The organism is Mesorhizobium sp. ES1-6, from assembly GCF_020164775.1.
Lineage (GTDB): Bacteria > Pseudomonadota > Alphaproteobacteria > Rhizobiales > Rhizobiaceae > Mesorhizobium.
Genome location: NZ_JAIUGU010000020.1, coordinates 1 through 18,035 on the forward strand (window position 1 = coordinate 1; position 18,035 = coordinate 18,035).

The following is an 18,035-nucleotide window of genomic DNA, read 5'->3' on the forward strand; positions in this document are numbered from 1 at the left end:
CCAGGCGGCTGTCACTTCGACCGACAACGCGGCCACCGCGTCGATCGGCAAGTCGGCTCCGGCCACCCAGGCGCCCGCCCAGCAGGGCAGCGACCGCAACCTCTTCGGTCACTAATCCCGATCCCACGGCCGGTGGGTTCGCCCGCCGGTCCGCCGGGCTTCAAAATTCAGGAGTATTTAAAATGAACAAGATCCTCATCGCTGCCGCCGCCATCCTGGCCCTGTCCGGCAGCGCTTTTGCCGGCAGCGACAACTATGGCTCCAACGGCGCCAGCCAGCCTACGGCTTCGTCGACCGTCAATGTCGACACGTCGAATACGGCTTCGATCCGCAACAGCGACTCGCCGGTCTACAAGCTGCTCAATTCGTCGGGCGACGTGCAGAAGTCGGCTCCTCAGGGCGCCGACCGGAACCTCTTTGGTCGCTAACGGCCGAAGCGATATCTGAAAACAGAAGCGGGGGGCCTTGCCCGCCGCTTTTGTTTTGCCTTATCGGAGCGGCCTCTCCTTCAGGCCGCCTTTGCTTCCGCTTCGTGGAGGGCAAAGGAGCGGCCGTCCGCATCGAAAATATGAAGATCGCCGGCATTGGCGGTCAGCCGCAGCGTCGAGCCGCGCTTGACCTCGACATTGCCCGGCAGCTTGGTCACCAGCGGCAGGTCGGCACGACCGATGTCGACATAGACCAGCTGGACCTCGCCGAGCTGCTCGACATAGTCGACCGTCCCCTCGAACAGATACTCCGCACTGTCGGCGATCGCGAGATCTTCCGGCCGCACGCCGAAGCTGACCGCCGTTCCCTTTGCCGAAGCCGGCGTCGCGATCGGCACCGTCGCCTTGCGGCCGCCGATATGGCTGATGACGGTCGGATTGCCCGTCTTGTCGACCGTCGCCGGCAAGATGTTCATGGCGGGCGAGCCGATGAACTGGGCAACGAAGAGGTTGCCCGGCCTCTTGTAGAGCTCCATCGGCGTGCCGACCTGTTCGATATGGCCGTCCTTCAGCACCACGATGCGGTCGGCCAGCGTCATCGCCTCGACCTGGTCGTGCGTGACATAGATCATGGTCGTGCTGGGCATCGATTCCTTGAGCTTGGCGATCTCGATACGCGTGGCGACGCGCAGTGCCGCGTCGAGGTTCGATAGCGGTTCGTCGAACAGAAACACTTTCGGATTGCGCACGATGGCGCGGCCGATGGCGACACGCTGGCGCTGGCCGCCCGACATCGCCTTGGGCAGGCGGTCGAGATATTTGGTCAGTTGCAGGATCTCGGCGGCCTGCCGCACTCGCTTGTCGATCTCGGCCTTGCTTTCCTTGCCGATCTTCATCGAGAAGGCCATGTTGTCGTAGACGGTCATGTGCGGATAGAGCGCGTAGGACTGGAACACCATGGCGATGCCGCGCTTCGACGGCGGCACGTCGTTGACCACCTCGCCGTCGATCTTGAGTTCACCCGAGGTGATTTCCTCAAGCCCGGCGATCGAACGCAGCAAGGTCGACTTGCCGCAGCCCGACGGGCCGACGAAGACGATGAACTCGCCCGATTTGATGTCGAGGTCGATGCCGTGGAGAATGTTGAGATTGCCGTAGGACTTCTTCACCTGTCTCAAATTGACATCGGCCATTGATTTTCTCCCAGTGGTTCCTCAGATGTTTTTAGCCTATGCGCCCGAACCAGGCGCCGTAACCGCCGAGTTCGACCGAACCGGTGCTTGCCTGCCCGGAAAATCCGTGTCCCGGCAAAGGTTGAAGGGTTCGGCTGCCGAGGTCAACCTTCGCCGGCGCGGCGCCCAGATTGAAGACGCAGACGATCTCGTCATTGCCCGCCCGGCGGGTGAAGGCGACGGTGTCGCCCTGGCTTTCGATGAAGGCGATGTCACCCTTGGCCAGCGCCGGATGGGCGCGCCGAAAGGCGAGAAAGCGCCGGTAGTGTTCGAGCAGGGAAGTTTCGTCACCTTGCTGCACGTTGACCGCCTGCGACAGGTGCTTTGCAGGCACCGGCAGCCAGGGTTTTGCTTGCGAGAAGCCGCCATTCCTGGCGCTGCCATCCCATACCATGGGCGTGCGGCAGCCGTCGCGGCCCTTGAATTCCGGCCAGAAGCGAATGCCGTAGGGGTCCTGCAAATCCTCGAAGCGCAGGTCGGCCTCGCCGAGCCCGAGTTCCTCGCCCTGGTAGATGCAGACCGAGCCGCGCAGCGACATCAGCAAGGCCGAGATCACCTTGAGATAGGCCGTCGGGTCGGCTTCGCCGGTGGCCCAGCGCGAGGCCGGGCGCATCACGTCATGGTTGGAAAACGCCCAGCACGACCAGCCATCGCTGGCCACCCTGCCGAAAGCTTCCAGCACCGAGCGGACCTTGGCGGCGCTGATCTTTTCCGGCGCCAGGAAGTCGAAGGAATAGCACATGTGCACGCGCTTGCCGCCGGCGGTGTAGGCGGCGACCACGTCCAGCCCGCGCTGCGAATCGCCGACCTCGCCGACAGCGGCGGTCGCCGGATATTCGTCGAGCAGCGCCCGGAAGCGCTCCAGGAAGGCGAGGTTCTCCGGCCGGCTCTTGTCGTAGATATGGTCCTGGTAGTTGTAGGGGTTGACCGCCGGCGCGGTCTGGTCGTTGCGCTCTTCCGGCGGCAGCGGCGGGTTGTTTTCCAACCCCTGGCTGTGGAAGTAGAAATTGATGGTGTCGAGGCGGAAGCCATCGACGCCGCGCTCCAGCCAGAAGCGGGTGACGTCGAGCAGCGCGTCCTGGACTTCCGCGTTATGGAAGTTGAGGTCCGGCTGCTCGGCCAGGAAATTGTGCAGGTAGTATTGCTGCCGGCTGGTGTCCCACTGCCAGGCCGAGCCGCCGAAGATCGACAGCCAGTTGTTGGGTGGCGTGCCGTCAGGCCTTGCGTCGGCCCAGACGTACCAGTCGGCCTTGGCATTGGCGCGGCTCGAGCGGCTTTCCTTGAACCAGGGATGGATGTCGGCTGTATGCGACAGCACCTCGTCGATCATCACCTTGAGGCCCAGCCGGTGCGCCTCCGCCGTCAGCGCATCGAAATCCGCCAGCGTGCCGAACATCGGGTCGACGTCGCAATAATCCGAGACGTCGTAGCCGAAATCCTTCATTGGCGATTTGAAGAAAGGCGAGATCCAGATCGCATCCACGCCAAGGGCGGCAATATAGGGCAGCCTGCCGATGATGCCCTTGAGATCGCCGATGCCGTCGCCATTGGAGTCCTGATAGCTGCGCGGATAGATCTGGTAGATCACCGCGCCCCGCCACCAGTCGCGGTCGACGGCGGGGTCTGGGTTCGAAGTCGCCTTCAAAGCCGATTGCATAGTCTCAACCTCCTTTCACCGAGCCGGCCAGCAGCCCGCGGACGAAATAGCGCTGCAGCGAGAAGAAGACGATCAGCGGCACGATGATGGTGATGAAGGCCGATGTCGTCAGGATTTCCCAGTTGCCGCCACGCGAGCCGAGCAGCGCATTGAGCTTGGCCGTCAGCACGATCTGGTCGGGCGCCGTTCCGAGGAAAACCATTGCCACCAGCAGATCGTTCCATACCCACAGGAATTGGAAGATGGCGAAGGAGGCAAGCACCGGGAAGGACAGCGGCAGCACGATCTTGACGAAGATCTCGAAATCGCTGGCGCCGTCGATGCGCGCCGATTCCATGATCTCGCGCGGCAGCCCGGCAATATAGCTGCGCAGGAGGTAGATGGCGAAGGGCAGGCCGAAGCCGGTATGCGCCAGCCAGATGCCGAGATAGGTCTTGGACGGCACGCCGAAGAACGTGCCGACACCGTTGTAGAGCTTCAGCAGCGGGATGAGCGACATCTGCAGCGGCACCACCAGCAGGCCGATGACGACCGCGATCAAGAGCGCGCGGCCTGGAAAGCGCATCCAGGCCAGCGCATAGGCGGCAAAGGCCGCGATCAGGATCGGGATGACGGTCGCCGGGATGGTGACCGTCAGCGAATTCATGAAGGAGCGGCCGATGCCTTCGGAGAACAGCACGGTCTGATAGTTGTCGGTGGTGAATTTCGGCGGCGCCGACGAAGCGTAGTAGACGCGCTGGCCCCGGTCGCCCTCGAACGCCTTGGGCGAGGCCATGACGAAGCTGCCGTCGGCATTGACCTGCAGGGTCACGCCGTCGCCGAGATCGGCCGATGTGCCGGCGGGATACTGCGTCGGTGCCGCCGCCTTGACGCCGAAGGCGCTGATGCTGCGCTTGGCCCCGTCGCCGAAAATGTTGCCCTCGAGAACGAACTTGCCGTCTTTTTGGGTCTGCGCCGAGGCGGCGGGCAGCCGCCCGGCTTCCGTCTGGCTGGAGCTGGCGAAGGAATTCCACCAGCCCGAGCCGATGATCTGGTCCTTGTCGCGCAACGACGAGACGAGGATGCCGAGCGTGGGAATGGTCCAGATCACCACGAAGACGAGCACCGCGATATGGACGCCGAAACGGCTGGCGAAGGAATTTCCGGTCGCGACGGCCATCTCAGTGCCCTCCCGTCTCTTTGTTGGCCTGGCGGATGTTCCAGATCATGATCGGAATGACGGCGATCATGATGATGATGGCTATGGTCGCGCCGCGCCCGAAATCGCCGCCGCCGCGGAACATCCAGTCGAACATCAGATTGGCCAGCACCTGGCTGTTCCATTGGCCGTTGGTCATGGTCAGGACGATGTCGAAGACTTTCAGCACCAGGATGGTGATGGTGGTCCATACCACCGCGATGGTGCCCCAGATCTGCGGCACCATGATCTTCCAGAAGATCTGGAACGGGTTGGCGCCGTCGATGACCGCGGCTTCGAGTGTTTCCTCGGGGATGCCGCGCAGCGCCGATGACAGGATGACCATGGCGAAGCCGGTCTGGATCCAGATCAGGATGACCATCAGGAAGAAATTGTTCCAGAACGGCAGCGATATCCAGACCTGCGGCTGGCCGCCGAAATACTGGATGATGGCGTTGAGCAGGCCGATCTGGATCTGGCCCTCGCCGCGATATTCGTAGATGAACTTCCAGATCACGCTGGCGCCGACGAAGGAGATGGCCAACGGCAGGAAGATCAGGCTCTTGGCAATCGTGCCCCACCATATCTTGTCGGTGAGCACGGCGATGATGAGGCCGAGGAAGGTGCAAGCCGCCGGCACCACCGCCAGCCACAATATGTTGTTGCGGATCGCGTTTCGCAGATCCGGATCGCGCAGCGCCCATTCATAGTTGGCGAACCCCACGAAACTCGTTCCGCCGCGGTCGAAGAAAGACAGCCACAACGTCGCGATCACCGGATAGACCAGGTAGATGGTCAGAATGATCAGCGCCGGACCGACGAACAGCCAGGGCCGCACCAATCCCTGCCGGCGCAGATTGTTGACGGCGGCCGTCCCCGACACTCCGCGCGCGGGGAAGATCAGGTCGAGCAGTTTGTTGGCGCCCCAGAAATAGGCGACGCAGCCGCCGACGCCGATGATGATGACGAATATTGCCGAGAAAATCTGAGTCGCCATGGGTCCCTCTCCCTGCGCATGACCGGCCAGGCGAATGCTGGCGATCGGATGCACCGACTTTCAGTTGTTCGGAACAATCGAAACGCGAAGGCTTCGGCGTGCGCCGCCGGTCGGATCCGGGCCGAAGCCCGGATCCAGTAAGAAGATCAGGAAGGATCAGGTCGCCGCGGCGGCCTATTTGATGGCGTCCCAGCTCTTCTGGATGTCGGCGGCGACGTCCTGGGCGGACTTGCCGCCGACCAGGTCGATCATGCCGGTCCAAAAGGAGCCGGCGCCGACCTTGCCTGGCATCAGGTCTGAGCCGTCGAAGCGCACCGTCGTGGCGCCGACCAGGATTTCGCCCTGCTTCTTCAGCGCGTCGCTGCCATAGGCGTCCTTGTTGGCACCCTTGAAGGGGGTGACGAAGCTCTTCTGCGCCATCCACAATTCATGCGCGAGCGGCATCTGCAGGAACTTGATGAATTCGCGCGACGCCTTGGAATCCTTGGTGATCATCACCAGCGTTCCGGCGACTTCGAGCGGCGTGCCCAGTTCCGGCTTGGAGGCGTAGGGCGGATAGGGGAAGAAGTCGGCGTCCTGGCCGAGCTTTGTGCCCTCGGGGAAGAAGGAGGGGATGAACGACGCCTGATGGTGCATGTAGCACTTCGGCGGCACGGTGAAGAGGCCCTTCGGGCTGTCGCGGAAGTCGGTCGCCGCGACCGCCTTGGCGCCGCCGTCGACCATCTTGTCGTCGGTGGCGATCTTGCCGAAGATGTCGATGGCGTTGACCACCGCCGGATCGGTGAACGGGATCTCATTCTTCACCCACTTGTCATAGACTTCGGGCGGCTGCGTGCGCAGCATGATGTCCTCGACCCAGTCGGTCGCCGGCCAGCCGGTCGCGCCGCCCGAGCCAAGCCCGATGCACCACGGCTTGCCGCCATCGGCGATGATCTTCTTCTCGAGTTCGGCCAGTTCTTCCTGCGTCTTCGGCACCTTGTAGCCGGCTTCCTCGAAATTGTCGGGCGAGTACCAGACCAGCCCTTTCACGTCGATCTTGTAGGGAAGCGCGTAGAAGCCGGGCTTGCCGTCCTTGCCGTTGTAAGTGCCGAGCTTGGCCCAGGACTCGCCGGCGGCATAATTCTCCTTCACCCAGGCCGCGACGTCGTCGCCGAGCGGGGTCAGCACGCCCTTGGAAGCAAGGTCCTGGATGAGGCCCGGCTGCGGCAGGACGGCGATGTTGGGCGGGCTGCCGGCCTGGGTGTCGATGACGATCTGCTGCTCGTAATTCTCGGACGAGGAATATTTGACCTCCGCGCCGGTGGCCTCGGAGAAATAATCGAGTACGGACCGGACAAGCGTCTCGTCCTCGCCGCGCCATGGTCCGAAGATCGACAGGGTTTCACCCTTGAGGTCGACTTTCTTGAGGTCGTCGTAATTCGCCCAGTGAAACTTCGAATCCTCGCCCGGCTTGAACTTCAGTTCGGAATGCGCGGGCGCGCTCAGGGCGAATGCGGCGGACGCAACACCCAGCAAAAGCATTCTCTTCATCGGTATTCCTCCCAGTGGGTCACATACACCGGACGGAACCTCCATTCCGCCCGCCGACGCCGCAGGACTGTGACTCAGTCGCAAAGGAACCGCAACCTTTCGAAGAGTCTTCCAAAGCGCTTTGGCTTTGGTGATCTGGCCATTGAATCGGTCGGGAGTCAAGGGGGCTGGGCAAGCTAATCGATTTAATTCCCAGCCGCCCGGGTCGTAGAAAGTGCACCGCAGCATGCTTTTTCGGCACTGCAACAGCATTTTTGTTTCAAACCGCGCCCCGGCACGCTTATGGTCCTTGCGATATGGCCGCGTCCTTGATGGTGTTTGGGTCGATTCAATTTGAAAGCGCTTTGAGGCAGGAGGCCTCTCGTGAACCTCAAGCAACTCGCGCATATGCTGGCGCTTTCGCAGACAACCGTGAGCCGGGCGCTGAACGGCTACCCCGAAGTCAACGAGGAAACCCGCAGGCGCGTCATGGATGCCGCCAAGCGCCACGGCTATCGTCCCAATCCGAGCGCGCGCCGGCTGGCCACCGGCAAGTCCGGAATGATCGGCTACGTCCTGCCGACAGGTGCGGCCGTCGACATTGACCCGCATTTCGTCGAATTCCTCTCCGGCCTTGGCGACTATGCCCGCTCGCACGAGCTCGACCTCGTCCTGTCGCCGGCTGACGCCGACGATCAGGAGACCACTTATCGGCGCATCGCCGCCAACCGGCAGGTCGATGCCGTCTACATCTCCTCGCCCAGGCCCACCGACCGGCGCGTGGCGCTGGTCAATACGCTCGGCATTCCCTTCATCGTCCATGGCCGCAGCGAGGGCTCCGGTTTCGACTATCCCTATCTCGATATCGACAATGAGGGTGCTTTCCACGAGGCGGCCCGGCTGCTCGTCCAACTCGGTCACCGGCGGCTGGCGCTGATCAACGGCGATGACAGGGAAACCTTCGCCATTCACCGCGAGCGCGGGATGCGCCGGGCGCTGGCCGCGAGCGGCCTGATGTTGGACGATCGCCATGTCTCTTCCGTCGTCATGACCGAAGAGAACGGCTATCGCGCCGCCCGGCGTCTGCTCGAACAGGACGGCGCGCCGACGGCAATCGCCTGCTCCAGCCTGATCATGGCCCTCGGCGTCGTGCGCGCGGTGCGCGATCTCGGGCTCAGCATTCCCGGCGACGTCTCGCTGATTGCCCATGACGATGTCTTTCCCTGGCTGAAGCCGGAAAATTTTTCCGTGCCGCTGTCGACGACACGCTCCTCCATCCGGCTGGCCGGCGCGCGCATCGCCGAGCGGCTGGCAGCGCGGATCTCGGGACTGGAGGACGGCGCGCGCGGCGAGGTCTGGCCGGTCGACCTGGTGATCAGGGGCTCGGTGGCCGGGGCGCCGGGCTAGCCCGCGGACTTGAGATGATCGATGAAGGCGCGCAGCTTCGGCAGGACCTGGCGTTTGCCGGGATGATAGAGGAAAACGCCCGGCGTCGCGCCGGCAAAGCCCTCCAGCACCGGCTCGAGCTTTCTCTGAGCGATGGCGCCGTCGGCGACGGGCCGAGGCACCTGCCCCAGGCCGACGCCCTGGATCGCGGCTCCCAGCAAGGTCGGATAGTCGTGCGCGATCAGTGGGCCTGAGACCGCCGCCTCGATCGCCCCGTTGCCGTCGGCGAAGGACCAGTGCGCGATGGCGCCGTTCGCGCGGCGCAGGCGCAGGCAGGCATGGCGGCTGAGATCGCTGACCTGTGCGGGGGTGCCGTGGCGCTCGAGATAGTCCGGGCTGCCAACGACCACGAAGGAGAATGGCGGCGTCAGCCGCACCGCGACCATGTCGGGCGCGATGAACTGGCCAAGCCGGATGCCGGCATCGTAGCCGCCGGCGGCGAGATCGACCATCTCGTCGCTCGCGGCGATCTCCAGCTCGATCTCGGGATAAGCCCGGCAGAACGACGCGATCATCGGCTCCAAGATCAGCGGCACGACGGCGCGGGGCACCGACAGGCGCAGAAGCCCTGTGGGCCGCTGGCCTACATCGCGGGCGGCCTCGCCGGCCGAGACGGGTTCTTCGAAGGCCGGGCCGGCGCGGTCAAGAAACCTCTGACCGGGTTCGGTCAAGCCGACGCTGCGCGTCGTGCGGACGAACAGCGCGGTTCCCAAGCGCGCTTCCAACGCGCGCACCGCCTGGCTCACGGCGGACGGCGTTACTGCAAGCTCGGCGGCGGCACGGCGGAAATTCCGGTGCCTTGCGACAGCCAGGAACACCTCGACTCCGTCCAGCGCGCCGTGCCGTATTGTGTAGCTCTGCTTCATGGGTTGTTCTGATTACAGCGGATGGCCGAACTCTGGAAGCAGGTTTAGCTAAGGGTCGAAGCGCGCGGAACCGCGCGACCACCTGTGCGAGAAAACCAGATGTCGACGCAAATACTGTTCCAGGTCCAGCTCGTTCTCGGCTATCTCGCATGGCTGCTCTGCTTCCGTGCCTATGGCCTGCCTTGGTTGAGCAGCATGGATCGCGTGGCGGCGCTACGCGCCATTGCCACGCTGCACAGCTTCCGCTTCTTCGGGCTCGTCTTCCTGCTTCCGGGCGTCGTCGGTCCCGATCTGCCCGCCGGCTTCGCCGTGTTCGCCGCCTATGGCGACTTCGCCACCGGCGTGCTGGCCATGCTGGCATTGCTCACGGTGCGAGTTCGCCCGCTCTTCTGGACATTGGTCGTCGCCTTCAATGTGACAGGCATGGTCGACCTCGTCGCCGACTATTACCACGCCATCCAGACTGGCCTTCCGGAACACGCGGAGCAGTTGGGTGCTACCTATGCGATCCCGATCATCTATGTGCCGCTGCTGATGATCACGCACATCGCCGCGTTCTGGCTTCTGCTCCGCCCCCGGCAAAGTGTGGCCTGAGCCATCGCCGGCTATTCCTTCGCCGCCTCTGCGGCCTTGGTGTCCAGCAGCCCATAGCCGAAATCATTGTCGCGCCCCTTGGGGCCAAGATCCTTCGCGGTTGCCGCGAGCGCCTTCTCGATGTCATCGGCCGAGCGGTCGGGCGCGGCGTGGATGAGATTGGCGATGGCACCGCTGACGATCGCCGCGGCAAACGAGGTCCCGGTGACGACATCAGAACCAGCACCGCTCGGCGCCACCATCTCGACCCCGGGCGCCGAGATGAAGACATAGGCGCCGCGATTGGCCTGCGGCATCAGTCCGTCCTTGGCGTCGGTGGCCGTTACCGCAATGACGCCGTCGAAGGCGGCCGGGTAGCCGTATGGCGCCTTCGGCCCGTTGTTGCCGGCCGCCGCGACCAGCACCATGCCGAGTGCGCGGGCATTGCGGCAGGCGGAGCCGAGCAGGTCGTTTTTCGGGCCGACGAAGCTCATATTGATGATGCTGACATTCTGCTCCGCCGCCCAGTCGAGCGCCGACAGGATGACGTCCATGGTCGACTTGCCGCCCTCGAAGGCGCGTGCGTGGTAGATTCTGGCGCCCGGCGCCATGCCTTCCAGCGCGCCGACGCCGGCAATCAGACCGTCGATCGAAGTGCCGTGATCGCGCTTCTCGATCGGCACGTCCGGCATGGCGTCGAACTGTCCGGCGATGACGCCGGCAAGTGCCGGGTTGGTGTCGTCGATGCCGGTATCGATGACGGCGACGCGCACATTCTCGCCGCTCGCCTGTTTGGCGTCGAGCGCGATGCGGTCGAAGGCATAGTTGACGATACCGGCGGCCTGCTGCAGCGAGTAGATATGGTTGGGCTCGCGGCGCTGCATGCGGCCGTCGGCGGCAAGCTGCGCCAGCACGACGCCGACCGGGCGGCCATCGGGAATGCCGAAACGCACCAAAGTGGTGCCGAGCAGACGGGACTGGCGCTGCGAGCGCACTTCAAGGCCGAAGGAGGCGGCGATCTGCTGCACGGCACCGGCATCGCCATCGACGGTCACCAGCACCTCGTCGGGCACGAATTCGCCGGTCACGGCGCGCCGCGGCTGGACGGCGATGAGATCGGTCGGCGAGACGATCGGCCCACCCGGCGGCGGGCCGGCCTGGTTGCCTCCGGGCGGTGTGGCGGGTTCCGGCCGTGGTGTCGGTACCGGTGCCGGAGGGGCGATGGGGTTGGGGAAGAGGTCGACGATCAGGGCAGGCAGAAAAACGGCGCCGGCCTCTGCCGCACCCGACCCGCCCTTGGCGCCGCCGCCGTCCTTGACGCAGTCGGCCGCTGTCGCATTGGCCTCGTTGCTACAATCGATTTTCGCGCGGTCGGGGTTGGTGGTGTTGGTCTGCGCCGATGCAGGCACGGCGGCGATTGTCATCGCCGCCGCAAGGATCGCCGCAAATCGAACGAGCGCCTCAGCCGCCATCGGCCGGTTTCCTTCCCTCGATCACAGTTTCCGCGAAAGGCTGGGCGGCAATAAGGCCGCGCGCCTTGTCGTAGTCGGCGGCGGTCGTCGCCGGAATGGCGAGCTTGAAAACACCGTCGGCGGTCGGTCCGCCGATGATCTTGAGCTTGTTGGCGTCGAGAAAGACGGCGATGTCGGCCATCTTGGCATCCGGCTTGAATTTGACCAGCGCGAACGGCATCTTGGCCAGATCCTCCTCCGTGCCGGCGATCTCGAAATTGCCACCCTTGCCGCCAGGCTGCACCAGCGATTGCACCGCGATCAAGGCAAGCAGCACCGCGGCCGTCGCCCAGGCGACCCCGACCGGCACCGCCATGAAGCGGCCCCAGGCCTGCGCCAGCCAGGACGCGCTTGCCGGCTTGCGTGCGGGCCCTGCCTCGGCGTCGAGCGCCTTGGCGAAGCGGCTGAGCGCATCGGCCGGCGGGCGGATCGCCTCATTGGCCGCCGACGTGCCGGAGAATTCGGCTTCCGCCTCGCCAAGTGCCGCAAGTGCCGCCGGATCGCTGGCCAGCCACTCTTCGATGGCTTCGAGGTCGGAGCCTTCCAGAGAACCGTTCAGGTAGAACGGCAGCAGCGTTTCCATTTCGTCGCGGCGCGACATCTTTTCAGCGGCGCTCATGGCCACCCCCTGTCGTAACCGGCGGCCTTCAGGGCTTCGCCGAGTTTCTTGCGGGCGTAGAACATCCGGGTCTTGACGGTCGCGACCGGGATGTCGAGCACCTGCGCGATCTCGGTCACCGATTGCCCTTGATAATAGGCGAGGTCGATCACCGTGCGGTGCTCCTCGGGCAGAGCGTCGATGAGGCGGCGCAAGGCGGCGGCCTTGTCCTCCTTCATGGTGACGACCTCGGGCGTATCGGCGCTGTCGGGCACTTGCGCCGCGGCCTCGTCGTCGATCCAGTCTTCCTTCTTCTTGCGCAGCAGCGAGAGCGCCTTGAAGCGGGCGATGCCGAGCAGCCATGTCGAGACTTCGGAGCGCCCTTCGAAGCCCGGGGCCTGGCGCCACAATTCGAGGAACACCTCGTTCGCGATATCGTCAGCCATCATTTCCGATCCCGTCTGGCGCGCCACGAAGCGGTAGATCCGCGCGTGGTGACGCATGAACAGGAGCCGCACGGCGGCACGGTCGCCCTTCGCGACCCGGTCGACAAGCACGCGATCGGTCTCCGCCGCCGCCGTCATGGCCGGTTGAGCCGCCTGGCTCCTGTCTGCTCTGTCGTCGATCGGTCCAAAAAGGTTCATCCTCCGCCAAGGAATTTTGGGAGGCTAACCGAAGAGTGAGGACGTGGCCAGCGGATCCCTTCTCCCCGTCACTATACGGGGAGAAGGTGCCGGCAGGCGGATGAGGGGCGGCGCTGTCGCCAACAGCTAGATCGTCCGGACTCAAAGGCTGAAACTTTGCCCTGCTGTCTTACCCAGCGCTGGCGCCGCCCTCACCTGCCTGCTGCCGGCATCCTCTCCCCGTTTAGAGACGGGAGAGGGGCGCTGTCATCGACGGTTTCGCCAATCGCCAGCGCTGCAAGAACGCTTACCCCAGAAACACCTTCGCCTTCATCGTCTCGGGTATCGCTACGCCCAGCCGGCTCAACACTGTCGGCGCGAGCTGCAACTGATCAAGCAGCACCTCCGCCTCCGGCCCCTTGCCCTGGCCAAAATAATAAAGGGCGAAATCCTGCATCTCGTCGTCATGGCCGCCATGGTGGCCGCGGTCGGTCTGGCCGTGGTCGGCGGTGACCATGACCTCGTAGCCGGCGTCGATCCAGCCCGGCAGGAAGGCCGCCAACATGGCGTCCATGGCGTAGCAGGCATGGTCCATCTCGTGACAGTCATGGCCGAAGCGATGGCCCATCGAATCCAGCGTGCAGGTGTGCAGGATGCCGTAGTCGATGCCGTGGCGCCGGGTGAGCATGGTCAACGTCGCGAACAGGTCGACGTCGCTCGGCGTCATCTGGTTCTTGAGATTGTAGCCGGTCATGGTGTGGAAGCGGCCATGCGTGATCGGCCCGCCAGGCTCGTCATACTCCATGTCCTCGACAAGGTCGAAAGGGTAGGAGCGGAAGAATTCCGACCAGTAGGAATGGGTGACGGCACCTGTCTTGCCCCCGGCCTTGCTGACTTCCGAGAAAATGTCCGGCTGCGCGACGCGGAAGCGGTTCTCGTTGGACAGGATCCCGTGCACCTGCGGCGACACGCCGGTGTGGATCGAGGCATAACAGCAGGCCGAGGTCGACGGCAGTACCGAGCGCATTTTCCAGACCCGCGCCTCGCCCGATTGCACCCAGCCTTCGAGATTGCCCATCAGCCGGCGCCAGTTCCGGTAGGGCACGCCATCGAGGATGATCAGCAGAAGCTTGGTCTTGAGCGCCACGGGCAGCTCCATGCGATTGTCTGTTGAATCGAGTGCGCCGCGTGTCGCACGGACACGCGGCGCTTTTCAGTGGCAGGCAAGCATCAGGCGTTCAGCCAGCACTCGCCTAGCGCGTAGCCGTCCATCATTTCGCCGATTGGGCTCTTGACGAAGCCGCTGATCTTGTTGGTGGCGGCGGCGTCGATGAACTGGTTGAAGAACGGCACGATCAGGCCGCCTTCGTCGCGCATCAGCATCGCCATGTCGTGGTAGATCGCCTTGCGCTTGTCCTGATCGAGCTCGCCGCGCGCCGTGAACAGCATCTTGTCGAATTCCGGCCGCTTGAAGCGCGTGTCGTTCCAGTCGGCGGTCGAGACATAGCCGGTGGAATACATCTGGTCCTGGGTGGCGCGTCCACCCCAGTAGGAGAGCGAGAAAGGCTGCTTGTTCCAGACTTCGGACCAGTAGCCGTCGCCGGGCTCACGCTTGATCTCGATCTTGATGCCGGCCTTGGCCGCGCTCTGCTGGTAAAGCTGGGCCGCATCGACGGCACCCGGGAAGGCGACGTCCGACGTGCGCAGCACGATTGAGCCACTGTGTCCGGATTTCTTGTACAGTGCTGCCGCCTTCTCGGGATCGAACTTGCGTTGTTCGATGGCAGTGAACAACGGATAGGCTTCGTTGATCGGGAAGTCGTTGCCGACCGAGCCGTAGCCGCGCAGGATCTTCTCCAACAACTCGTCGCGGTCCATGGCGAGCTTAAGCGCCATGCGCAGGTCGTTGTTGTCGAAGGGCTTGGTGTCGCAGAACATGTTGAAGGGGTAGTAGCCCTTGCCTGAGACGTTCTCGATGCTGACGCCGGCAATACGCTTGACCAAGTCGACAACCTTCGGCTCGACGCGATTGATCATGTGCACCTGGCCGCCCTGCAGCGCGGCAAGCCGCGCCGTCGCGTCATTGATGACGACGATCTCGACCTGGTCGGCATGGCCCAACTTTTCGCCTTGCCAGTAGTTGGCGAAGCGCTCGCCGCCATGACGCACGCCCGGCTGGTTGACGGTGACCTTGTAGGGACCGGCGCTGATGCCGGCGTTCGGATTGTCCTTGCCGCCATTCGGCTGGATGACGAGGTGGTAGTCGGCCATCAGATAGGGGAAATCGGCGTCCGCATCGCCGAGCGTGACGATGACTTCCTTGCCGCTGGCCTTGACACCCTTGATGTTCTTCAGGATGCCGAGCGCGCCCGACTTCGACTTCTCGTCGGCATGGCGCTCGATGGTGGCGGCAACGTCTTGGGCGGCGACCGTCTTGCCATTGTGGAACTCGATGCCATCGCGCACCTTGATCGTCCAGGTCTTGGCATCCTTTGAGGCTCCGATCTCCTCGGCGATCAGGTTGACGAGCTTGTTGTCCGGGCTCAGCCGGGCAAGGTACTCGCCCCACTGCTTGCTGAAACTGTAGGTGACCTGGCTGAGGTTGAGCGCCGGGTCGAGGCTGTTGGTCGACTCGCCGCCCTGCAGGCCAGCCTTGAGGATGCCGCCCTTGACCGGGCTCTGTGCGAAGGCTTTCCCGGCCAGCGTCGTTGCCAGCGCCGCCGACACACCCAGTGCCGCTGTGCGGCCAAGGAAGTCGCGACGCGATATCCGGCCCTGGCCAGCGAGATCGGCGAGATGGTCGAGTTCAGTCTTCATGTCCTACCCCTTTGTTGAAAACAACGTCACACCAGCGACGCCTGTCCGGAAGGACATGGCGTCCTAGTGTTGCACACGGATGACGATGGCCGCTTGAGGGCCAGCCGCTCACTAGTTCCCCGCGCTGGCCATGCGCCGGCCCTTGATCGCCTTTTCCAGCCAGCCGATCTCCATTTCCGGAACGGACGACAAGAGAAGGTCGGTATAGGCGTCGAAGGGCGGTGTCAGCACCTTGCTCTTGGAGCCGTAGCGCACCACCTCGCCGCGATACATCACCGCGATCGAATCGGCGATCGACTTCACCGTCGCCAGGTCGTGGGTGATGAAGAGGTAGGCGACCTTTTCGTGTTGCTGCAGGTTGAGCAGCAGCTTGAGGATGCCGTTGGCGACCAACGGGTCGAGCGCCGATGTCACCTCGTCGCAGATGATCAGCTTCGGCTTGGCCGCGAGCGAGCGGGCGATGCAGACGCGCTGTTTCTGGCCCCCCGAAAGCTCCGCCGGATAGCGGTCGACGAAGCCCTTGCCCATCTCGATCTCGTCGAGCAGTTCGGCGACGCGCTTGTCGCGTTCCCTACCGCGCATGCCGAAGTAGAATTCGAGCGGCCGGCCGATGATGGTCCCGACAGTCTGGCGCGGGTTCATCGCCACGTCGGCCATCTGGTAGATCATTTGCAACTGCCGCAGGTCCTCCTTCGGCCGGTCGGCAAGCCGGTTGGCGAGCGGGCGCCCGTCAAAGGTTACCGTGCCCTGTTCGGGCGGCAACAGGCCGGTGATGGCGCGCGCCAGCGTCGACTTGCCGGAACCGGACTCGCCAACCACGGCCAGCGTCTGGCCCGGATAGATGTCGACCGAGACGTTCTTGAGCACTTTGACCTGGCCGCCGCCATAGGCGGCGGTGACGTTCTTGACCGACAGGAACGGCGTGGCGCCCGGGTTCTGCTCCTGGTGTTCGATCTCATGCACCGAGACCAGCGCATTGGTGTATTCCTGGCGCGGTTCCTTGATGATCTGGCGGGTGCCGCCCCATTCGACCAGCCGGCCGTGGCGCAGCACCATGATCTCGTCCGACACCTGGGCGACGACAGCAAGGTCGTGGGTGATGTAGAGCGCCGCCACATGGGTGTCGCGGATGGCGTCCTTTATCGCCGCCAGCACGTCAATCTGCGTCGTCACGTCGAGCGCCGTGGTCGGCTCGTCGAAGACGATCAGGTCCGGTTCGGAACACAGCGCCATCGCCGTCATGACGCGCTGCAGCTGGCCACCCGAAACCTGGTGCGGAAACCGTTCGCCGATGGTTTCCGGATTGGGCAGGCTGAGCTTCCTGAACAGCGCGACAGCCCGCTTCTCGGCCTCCGCGCGGGTTGCCGTACCATGCAGCAGCGTGGCTTCCACCACCTGGTCCATCAGCCTGTGCGCCGGATTGAAGGCGGCTGCCGCCGACTGCGCGACATAACAGACCTCCCGGCCGCGCAGCTTGCGGAAACCTTCCTTGCCGCCCTTCAGGATGTCTCGGCCGTTGAGGATCACCTCGCCGCCGGTGATGCGCACGCCACCACGGCCATAGCCCATGGACGACAGGCCGATGGTTGATTTGCCGGCACCGGATTCGCCGATCAGGCCCAGTACTTTACCCTTCTCCAGCGTCAGCGAGACATCGTGCACCAACACAATGTTCTTCGGCGCCTCGCCGGGGGGATAGACGGTGGCCTCGATGCGCAAATTGCGGATGTCGAGCAGTGGGGTGGACTTTGCCTTGCCGTCAGCCATCACCCGCGTCCTCCCTTCAGGCTTGTCGTGCGGTTGAGGATCCAGTCGGCGACAAGGTTGACCGAGATGGCAAGGGCCGCGATCGCGGCAGCCGGAATGAGCGCGGCGGCGATACCGAAGACGATGCCGTCCTTGTTCTCCTTGACCATGCCGCCCCAGTCGGCGTCCGGCGGTTGTACGCCAAGGCCGAGAAAGGACAGCGTCGACAGGAACAGCACCGCGTAGATGAAGCGCAGGCCGAGTTCCGAGACCAGCGGCGACAGCGCATTGGGCAGGATCTCGCGGAAGATGATCCAGGCGCTGCCTTCGCCGCGCAGCTTGGCGGCCTCGACATAGTCCATGACGTTGATGTCGACGGCGACCGCGCGCGACAGGCGATAGACGCGGGTCGAATCGAGGACGCCCATGACCAGGATCAGCGTCACCAGGTTCGTCGGCAGCACGGAGAGCACGACCAGGGCCATGATCAATGTCGGGATCGACATCAGGAGATCGACGAGGCGCGACAGGATGGTGTCGAACCAGCCGCCGAACACGGCGGCCGAAAAGCCCAGTATGGCGCCGAGCGAAAACGACAGCGCGGTGGCCAGCACGGCGATGAACAGGGTGATGCGGGCGCCATAGATCATGCGTGACAACAGATCGCGGCCGAGATTGTCGGTGCCCAGCCAATGAACCGCCGACATCGGTTCCCAGACGTCGCCGACGATCTCGGCATTGTCATGGGGTGAAATCCACGGCGCGAAGATCGCCGCCAGCACGAACAGGGCGGTCAGCACCAGGCCGATCAGGGCGGGGATGGGGATGCGTTTAATATCGAGCATACCCGCCCCC

At 64.1% G+C, this 18,035-nt stretch carries 16 protein-coding genes; 3 read left to right on the top strand and 13 right to left on the bottom strand.

Going from position 1 to position 18,035, the window contains the following annotated elements; translation table 11 throughout:
• The first annotated feature begins 182 nt into the window (after positions 1–182).
• The gene (locus LB564_RS30465; RefSeq protein WP_224542770.1) at positions 183–428 is read left to right on the top strand and encodes a DUF680 domain-containing protein; all 246 of its coding nucleotides are present in this window, start codon (positions 183–185) and stop codon (positions 426–428) included.
• Between the two features lie 80 nt (positions 429–508).
• Here the strand turns inward: LB564_RS30465 and LB564_RS30470 are convergent, their stop codons facing one another.
• From LB564_RS30470 to LB564_RS30490, 5 genes are all read right to left on the bottom strand, one after another.
• On the bottom strand, positions 509–1,621 hold the full coding sequence (locus LB564_RS30470; RefSeq protein WP_224542771.1) for an ABC transporter ATP-binding protein: 1,113 nt from the start codon (positions 1,619–1,621) through the stop codon (positions 509–511).
• Positions 1,622–1,652: 31 nt separating this feature from the next.
• Positions 1,653–3,317 carry an alpha-glucosidase gene (locus LB564_RS30475; RefSeq protein WP_224542772.1) on the bottom strand — a complete coding sequence of 555 codons (1,665 nt, stop codon included), beginning with the start codon at positions 3,315–3,317 and terminating at the stop codon, positions 1,653–1,655.
• Positions 3,318–3,321: 4 nt separating this feature from the next.
• On the bottom strand, positions 3,322–4,476 hold the full coding sequence (locus tag LB564_RS30480) for a carbohydrate ABC transporter permease (protein WP_224542773.1): 1,155 nt from the start codon (positions 4,474–4,476) through the stop codon (positions 3,322–3,324).
• A 1-nt stretch (position 4,477) separates the two neighbouring features.
• Positions 4,478–5,491: a carbohydrate ABC transporter permease gene (locus tag LB564_RS30485; protein ID WP_140702885.1), complete on the bottom strand. Its 1,014-nt coding sequence runs from the start codon at positions 5,489–5,491 to the stop codon at positions 4,478–4,480.
• Between the two features lie 174 nt (positions 5,492–5,665).
• Positions 5,666–7,021 (bottom strand): ABC transporter substrate-binding protein, encoded by a 1,356-nt coding sequence (locus LB564_RS30490; RefSeq protein WP_224542774.1) that lies wholly within the window; start codon positions 7,019–7,021, stop codon positions 5,666–5,668.
• A 363-nt stretch (positions 7,022–7,384) separates the two neighbouring features.
• Here LB564_RS30490 and LB564_RS30495 point away from each other — a divergent pair, with 363 nt between their 5' ends.
• Positions 7,385–8,407 (top strand): substrate-binding domain-containing protein, encoded by a 1,023-nt coding sequence (locus LB564_RS30495; RefSeq protein WP_224542775.1) that lies wholly within the window; start codon positions 7,385–7,387, stop codon positions 8,405–8,407.
• Here the strand turns inward: LB564_RS30495 and LB564_RS30500 are convergent.
• Entirely contained in the window at positions 8,404–9,312 is a 909-nt protein-coding gene (locus LB564_RS30500) for a LysR family transcriptional regulator (RefSeq protein ID WP_224542776.1), read from the bottom strand. The genes LB564_RS30495 and LB564_RS30500 overlap by 4 nt on opposite strands.
• A 99-nt stretch (positions 9,313–9,411) precedes the next feature.
• On the opposite strand from LB564_RS30500, the gene LB564_RS30505 reads away from it, so the two are divergent.
• Complete coding sequence (locus LB564_RS30505) at positions 9,412–9,906, top strand: hypothetical protein (RefSeq protein ID WP_224542777.1); 495 nt, start codon at positions 9,412–9,414, stop codon at positions 9,904–9,906.
• Positions 9,907–9,917: 11 nt separating this feature from the next.
• On the opposite strand, the gene LB564_RS30510 is transcribed toward LB564_RS30505, so the two are convergent.
• From LB564_RS30510 to LB564_RS30540, 7 genes are all read right to left on the bottom strand, one after another.
• The gene (locus LB564_RS30510; protein WP_224542778.1) at positions 9,918–11,357 is read right to left on the bottom strand and encodes a S8 family serine peptidase; all 1,440 of its coding nucleotides are present in this window, start codon (positions 11,355–11,357) and stop codon (positions 9,918–9,920) included.
• Positions 11,347–12,015: an anti-sigma factor gene (locus LB564_RS30515; protein ID WP_224542779.1), complete on the bottom strand. Its 669-nt coding sequence runs from the start codon at positions 12,013–12,015 to the stop codon at positions 11,347–11,349. Before LB564_RS30515 ends, LB564_RS30510 begins: the two co-directional genes overlap by 11 nt.
• Positions 12,012–12,578 (bottom strand): sigma-70 family RNA polymerase sigma factor, encoded by a 567-nt coding sequence (locus LB564_RS30520; RefSeq protein ID WP_224542810.1) that lies wholly within the window; start codon positions 12,576–12,578, stop codon positions 12,012–12,014. The genes LB564_RS30515 and LB564_RS30520 overlap by 4 nt, the downstream gene beginning before the upstream one ends.
• Positions 12,579–12,924: 346 nt before the next feature.
• Entirely contained in the window at positions 12,925–13,764 is an 840-nt protein-coding gene (locus LB564_RS30525) for an alkaline phosphatase family protein (protein WP_224542780.1), read from the bottom strand.
• Between the two features lie 83 nt (positions 13,765–13,847).
• On the bottom strand, positions 13,848–15,434 hold the full coding sequence (locus LB564_RS30530) for an ABC transporter substrate-binding protein (RefSeq protein WP_224542781.1): 1,587 nt from the start codon (positions 15,432–15,434) through the stop codon (positions 13,848–13,850).
• Between the two features lie 111 nt (positions 15,435–15,545).
• The gene (locus LB564_RS30535; RefSeq protein ID WP_140702869.1) at positions 15,546–17,201 is read right to left on the bottom strand and encodes an ABC transporter ATP-binding protein; all 1,656 of its coding nucleotides are present in this window, start codon (positions 17,199–17,201) and stop codon (positions 15,546–15,548) included.
• Entirely contained in the window at positions 17,201–18,025 is an 825-nt protein-coding gene (locus LB564_RS30540) for an ABC transporter permease (RefSeq protein WP_140702868.1), read from the bottom strand. The genes LB564_RS30535 and LB564_RS30540 overlap by 1 nt, the downstream gene beginning before the upstream one ends.
• Positions 18,026–18,035 lie beyond the last annotated feature (10 nt).

Bases quoted from the DNA above. Each gene is read 5' to 3' on its own strand.
- LB564_RS30465 (WP_224542770.1), top strand. From the start codon at position 183: ATGAACAAGATCCTCATCGCTGCCGCCGCCATCCTGGCCCTGTCCGGC.
- LB564_RS30470 (WP_224542771.1), bottom strand. From the start codon at position 1,621: ATGGCCGATGTCAATTTGAGACAGGTGAAGAAGTCCTACGGCAATCTC.
- LB564_RS30475 (WP_224542772.1), bottom strand. From the start codon at position 3,317: ATGCAATCGGCTTTGAAGGCGACTTCGAACCCAGACCCCGCCGTCGAC.
- LB564_RS30480 (WP_224542773.1), bottom strand. From the start codon at position 4,476: ATGGCCGTCGCGACCGGAAATTCCTTCGCCAGCCGTTTCGGCGTCCAT.
- LB564_RS30485 (WP_140702885.1), bottom strand. From the start codon at position 5,491: ATGGCGACTCAGATTTTCTCGGCAATATTCGTCATCATCATCGGCGTC.
- LB564_RS30490 (WP_224542774.1), bottom strand. From the start codon at position 7,021: ATGAAGAGAATGCTTTTGCTGGGTGTTGCGTCCGCCGCATTCGCCCTG.
- LB564_RS30500 (WP_224542776.1), bottom strand. From the start codon at position 9,312: ATGAAGCAGAGCTACACAATACGGCACGGCGCGCTGGACGGAGTCGAG.
- LB564_RS30505 (WP_224542777.1), top strand. From the start codon at position 9,412: ATGTCGACGCAAATACTGTTCCAGGTCCAGCTCGTTCTCGGCTATCTC.
- LB564_RS30510 (WP_224542778.1), bottom strand. From the start codon at position 11,357: ATGGCGGCTGAGGCGCTCGTTCGATTTGCGGCGATCCTTGCGGCGGCG.
- LB564_RS30515 (WP_224542779.1), bottom strand. From the start codon at position 12,015: ATGAGCGCCGCTGAAAAGATGTCGCGCCGCGACGAAATGGAAACGCTG.
- LB564_RS30520 (WP_224542810.1), bottom strand. From the start codon at position 12,578: ATGACGGCGGCGGCGGAGACCGATCGCGTGCTTGTCGACCGGGTCGCG.
- LB564_RS30530 (WP_224542781.1), bottom strand. From the start codon at position 15,434: ATGAAGACTGAACTCGACCATCTCGCCGATCTCGCTGGCCAGGGCCGG.
- LB564_RS30535 (WP_140702869.1), bottom strand. From the start codon at position 17,201: ATGGCTGACGGCAAGGCAAAGTCCACCCCACTGCTCGACATCCGCAAT.
- LB564_RS30540 (WP_140702868.1), bottom strand. From the start codon at position 18,025: ATGCTCGATATTAAACGCATCCCCATCCCCGCCCTGATCGGCCTGGTG.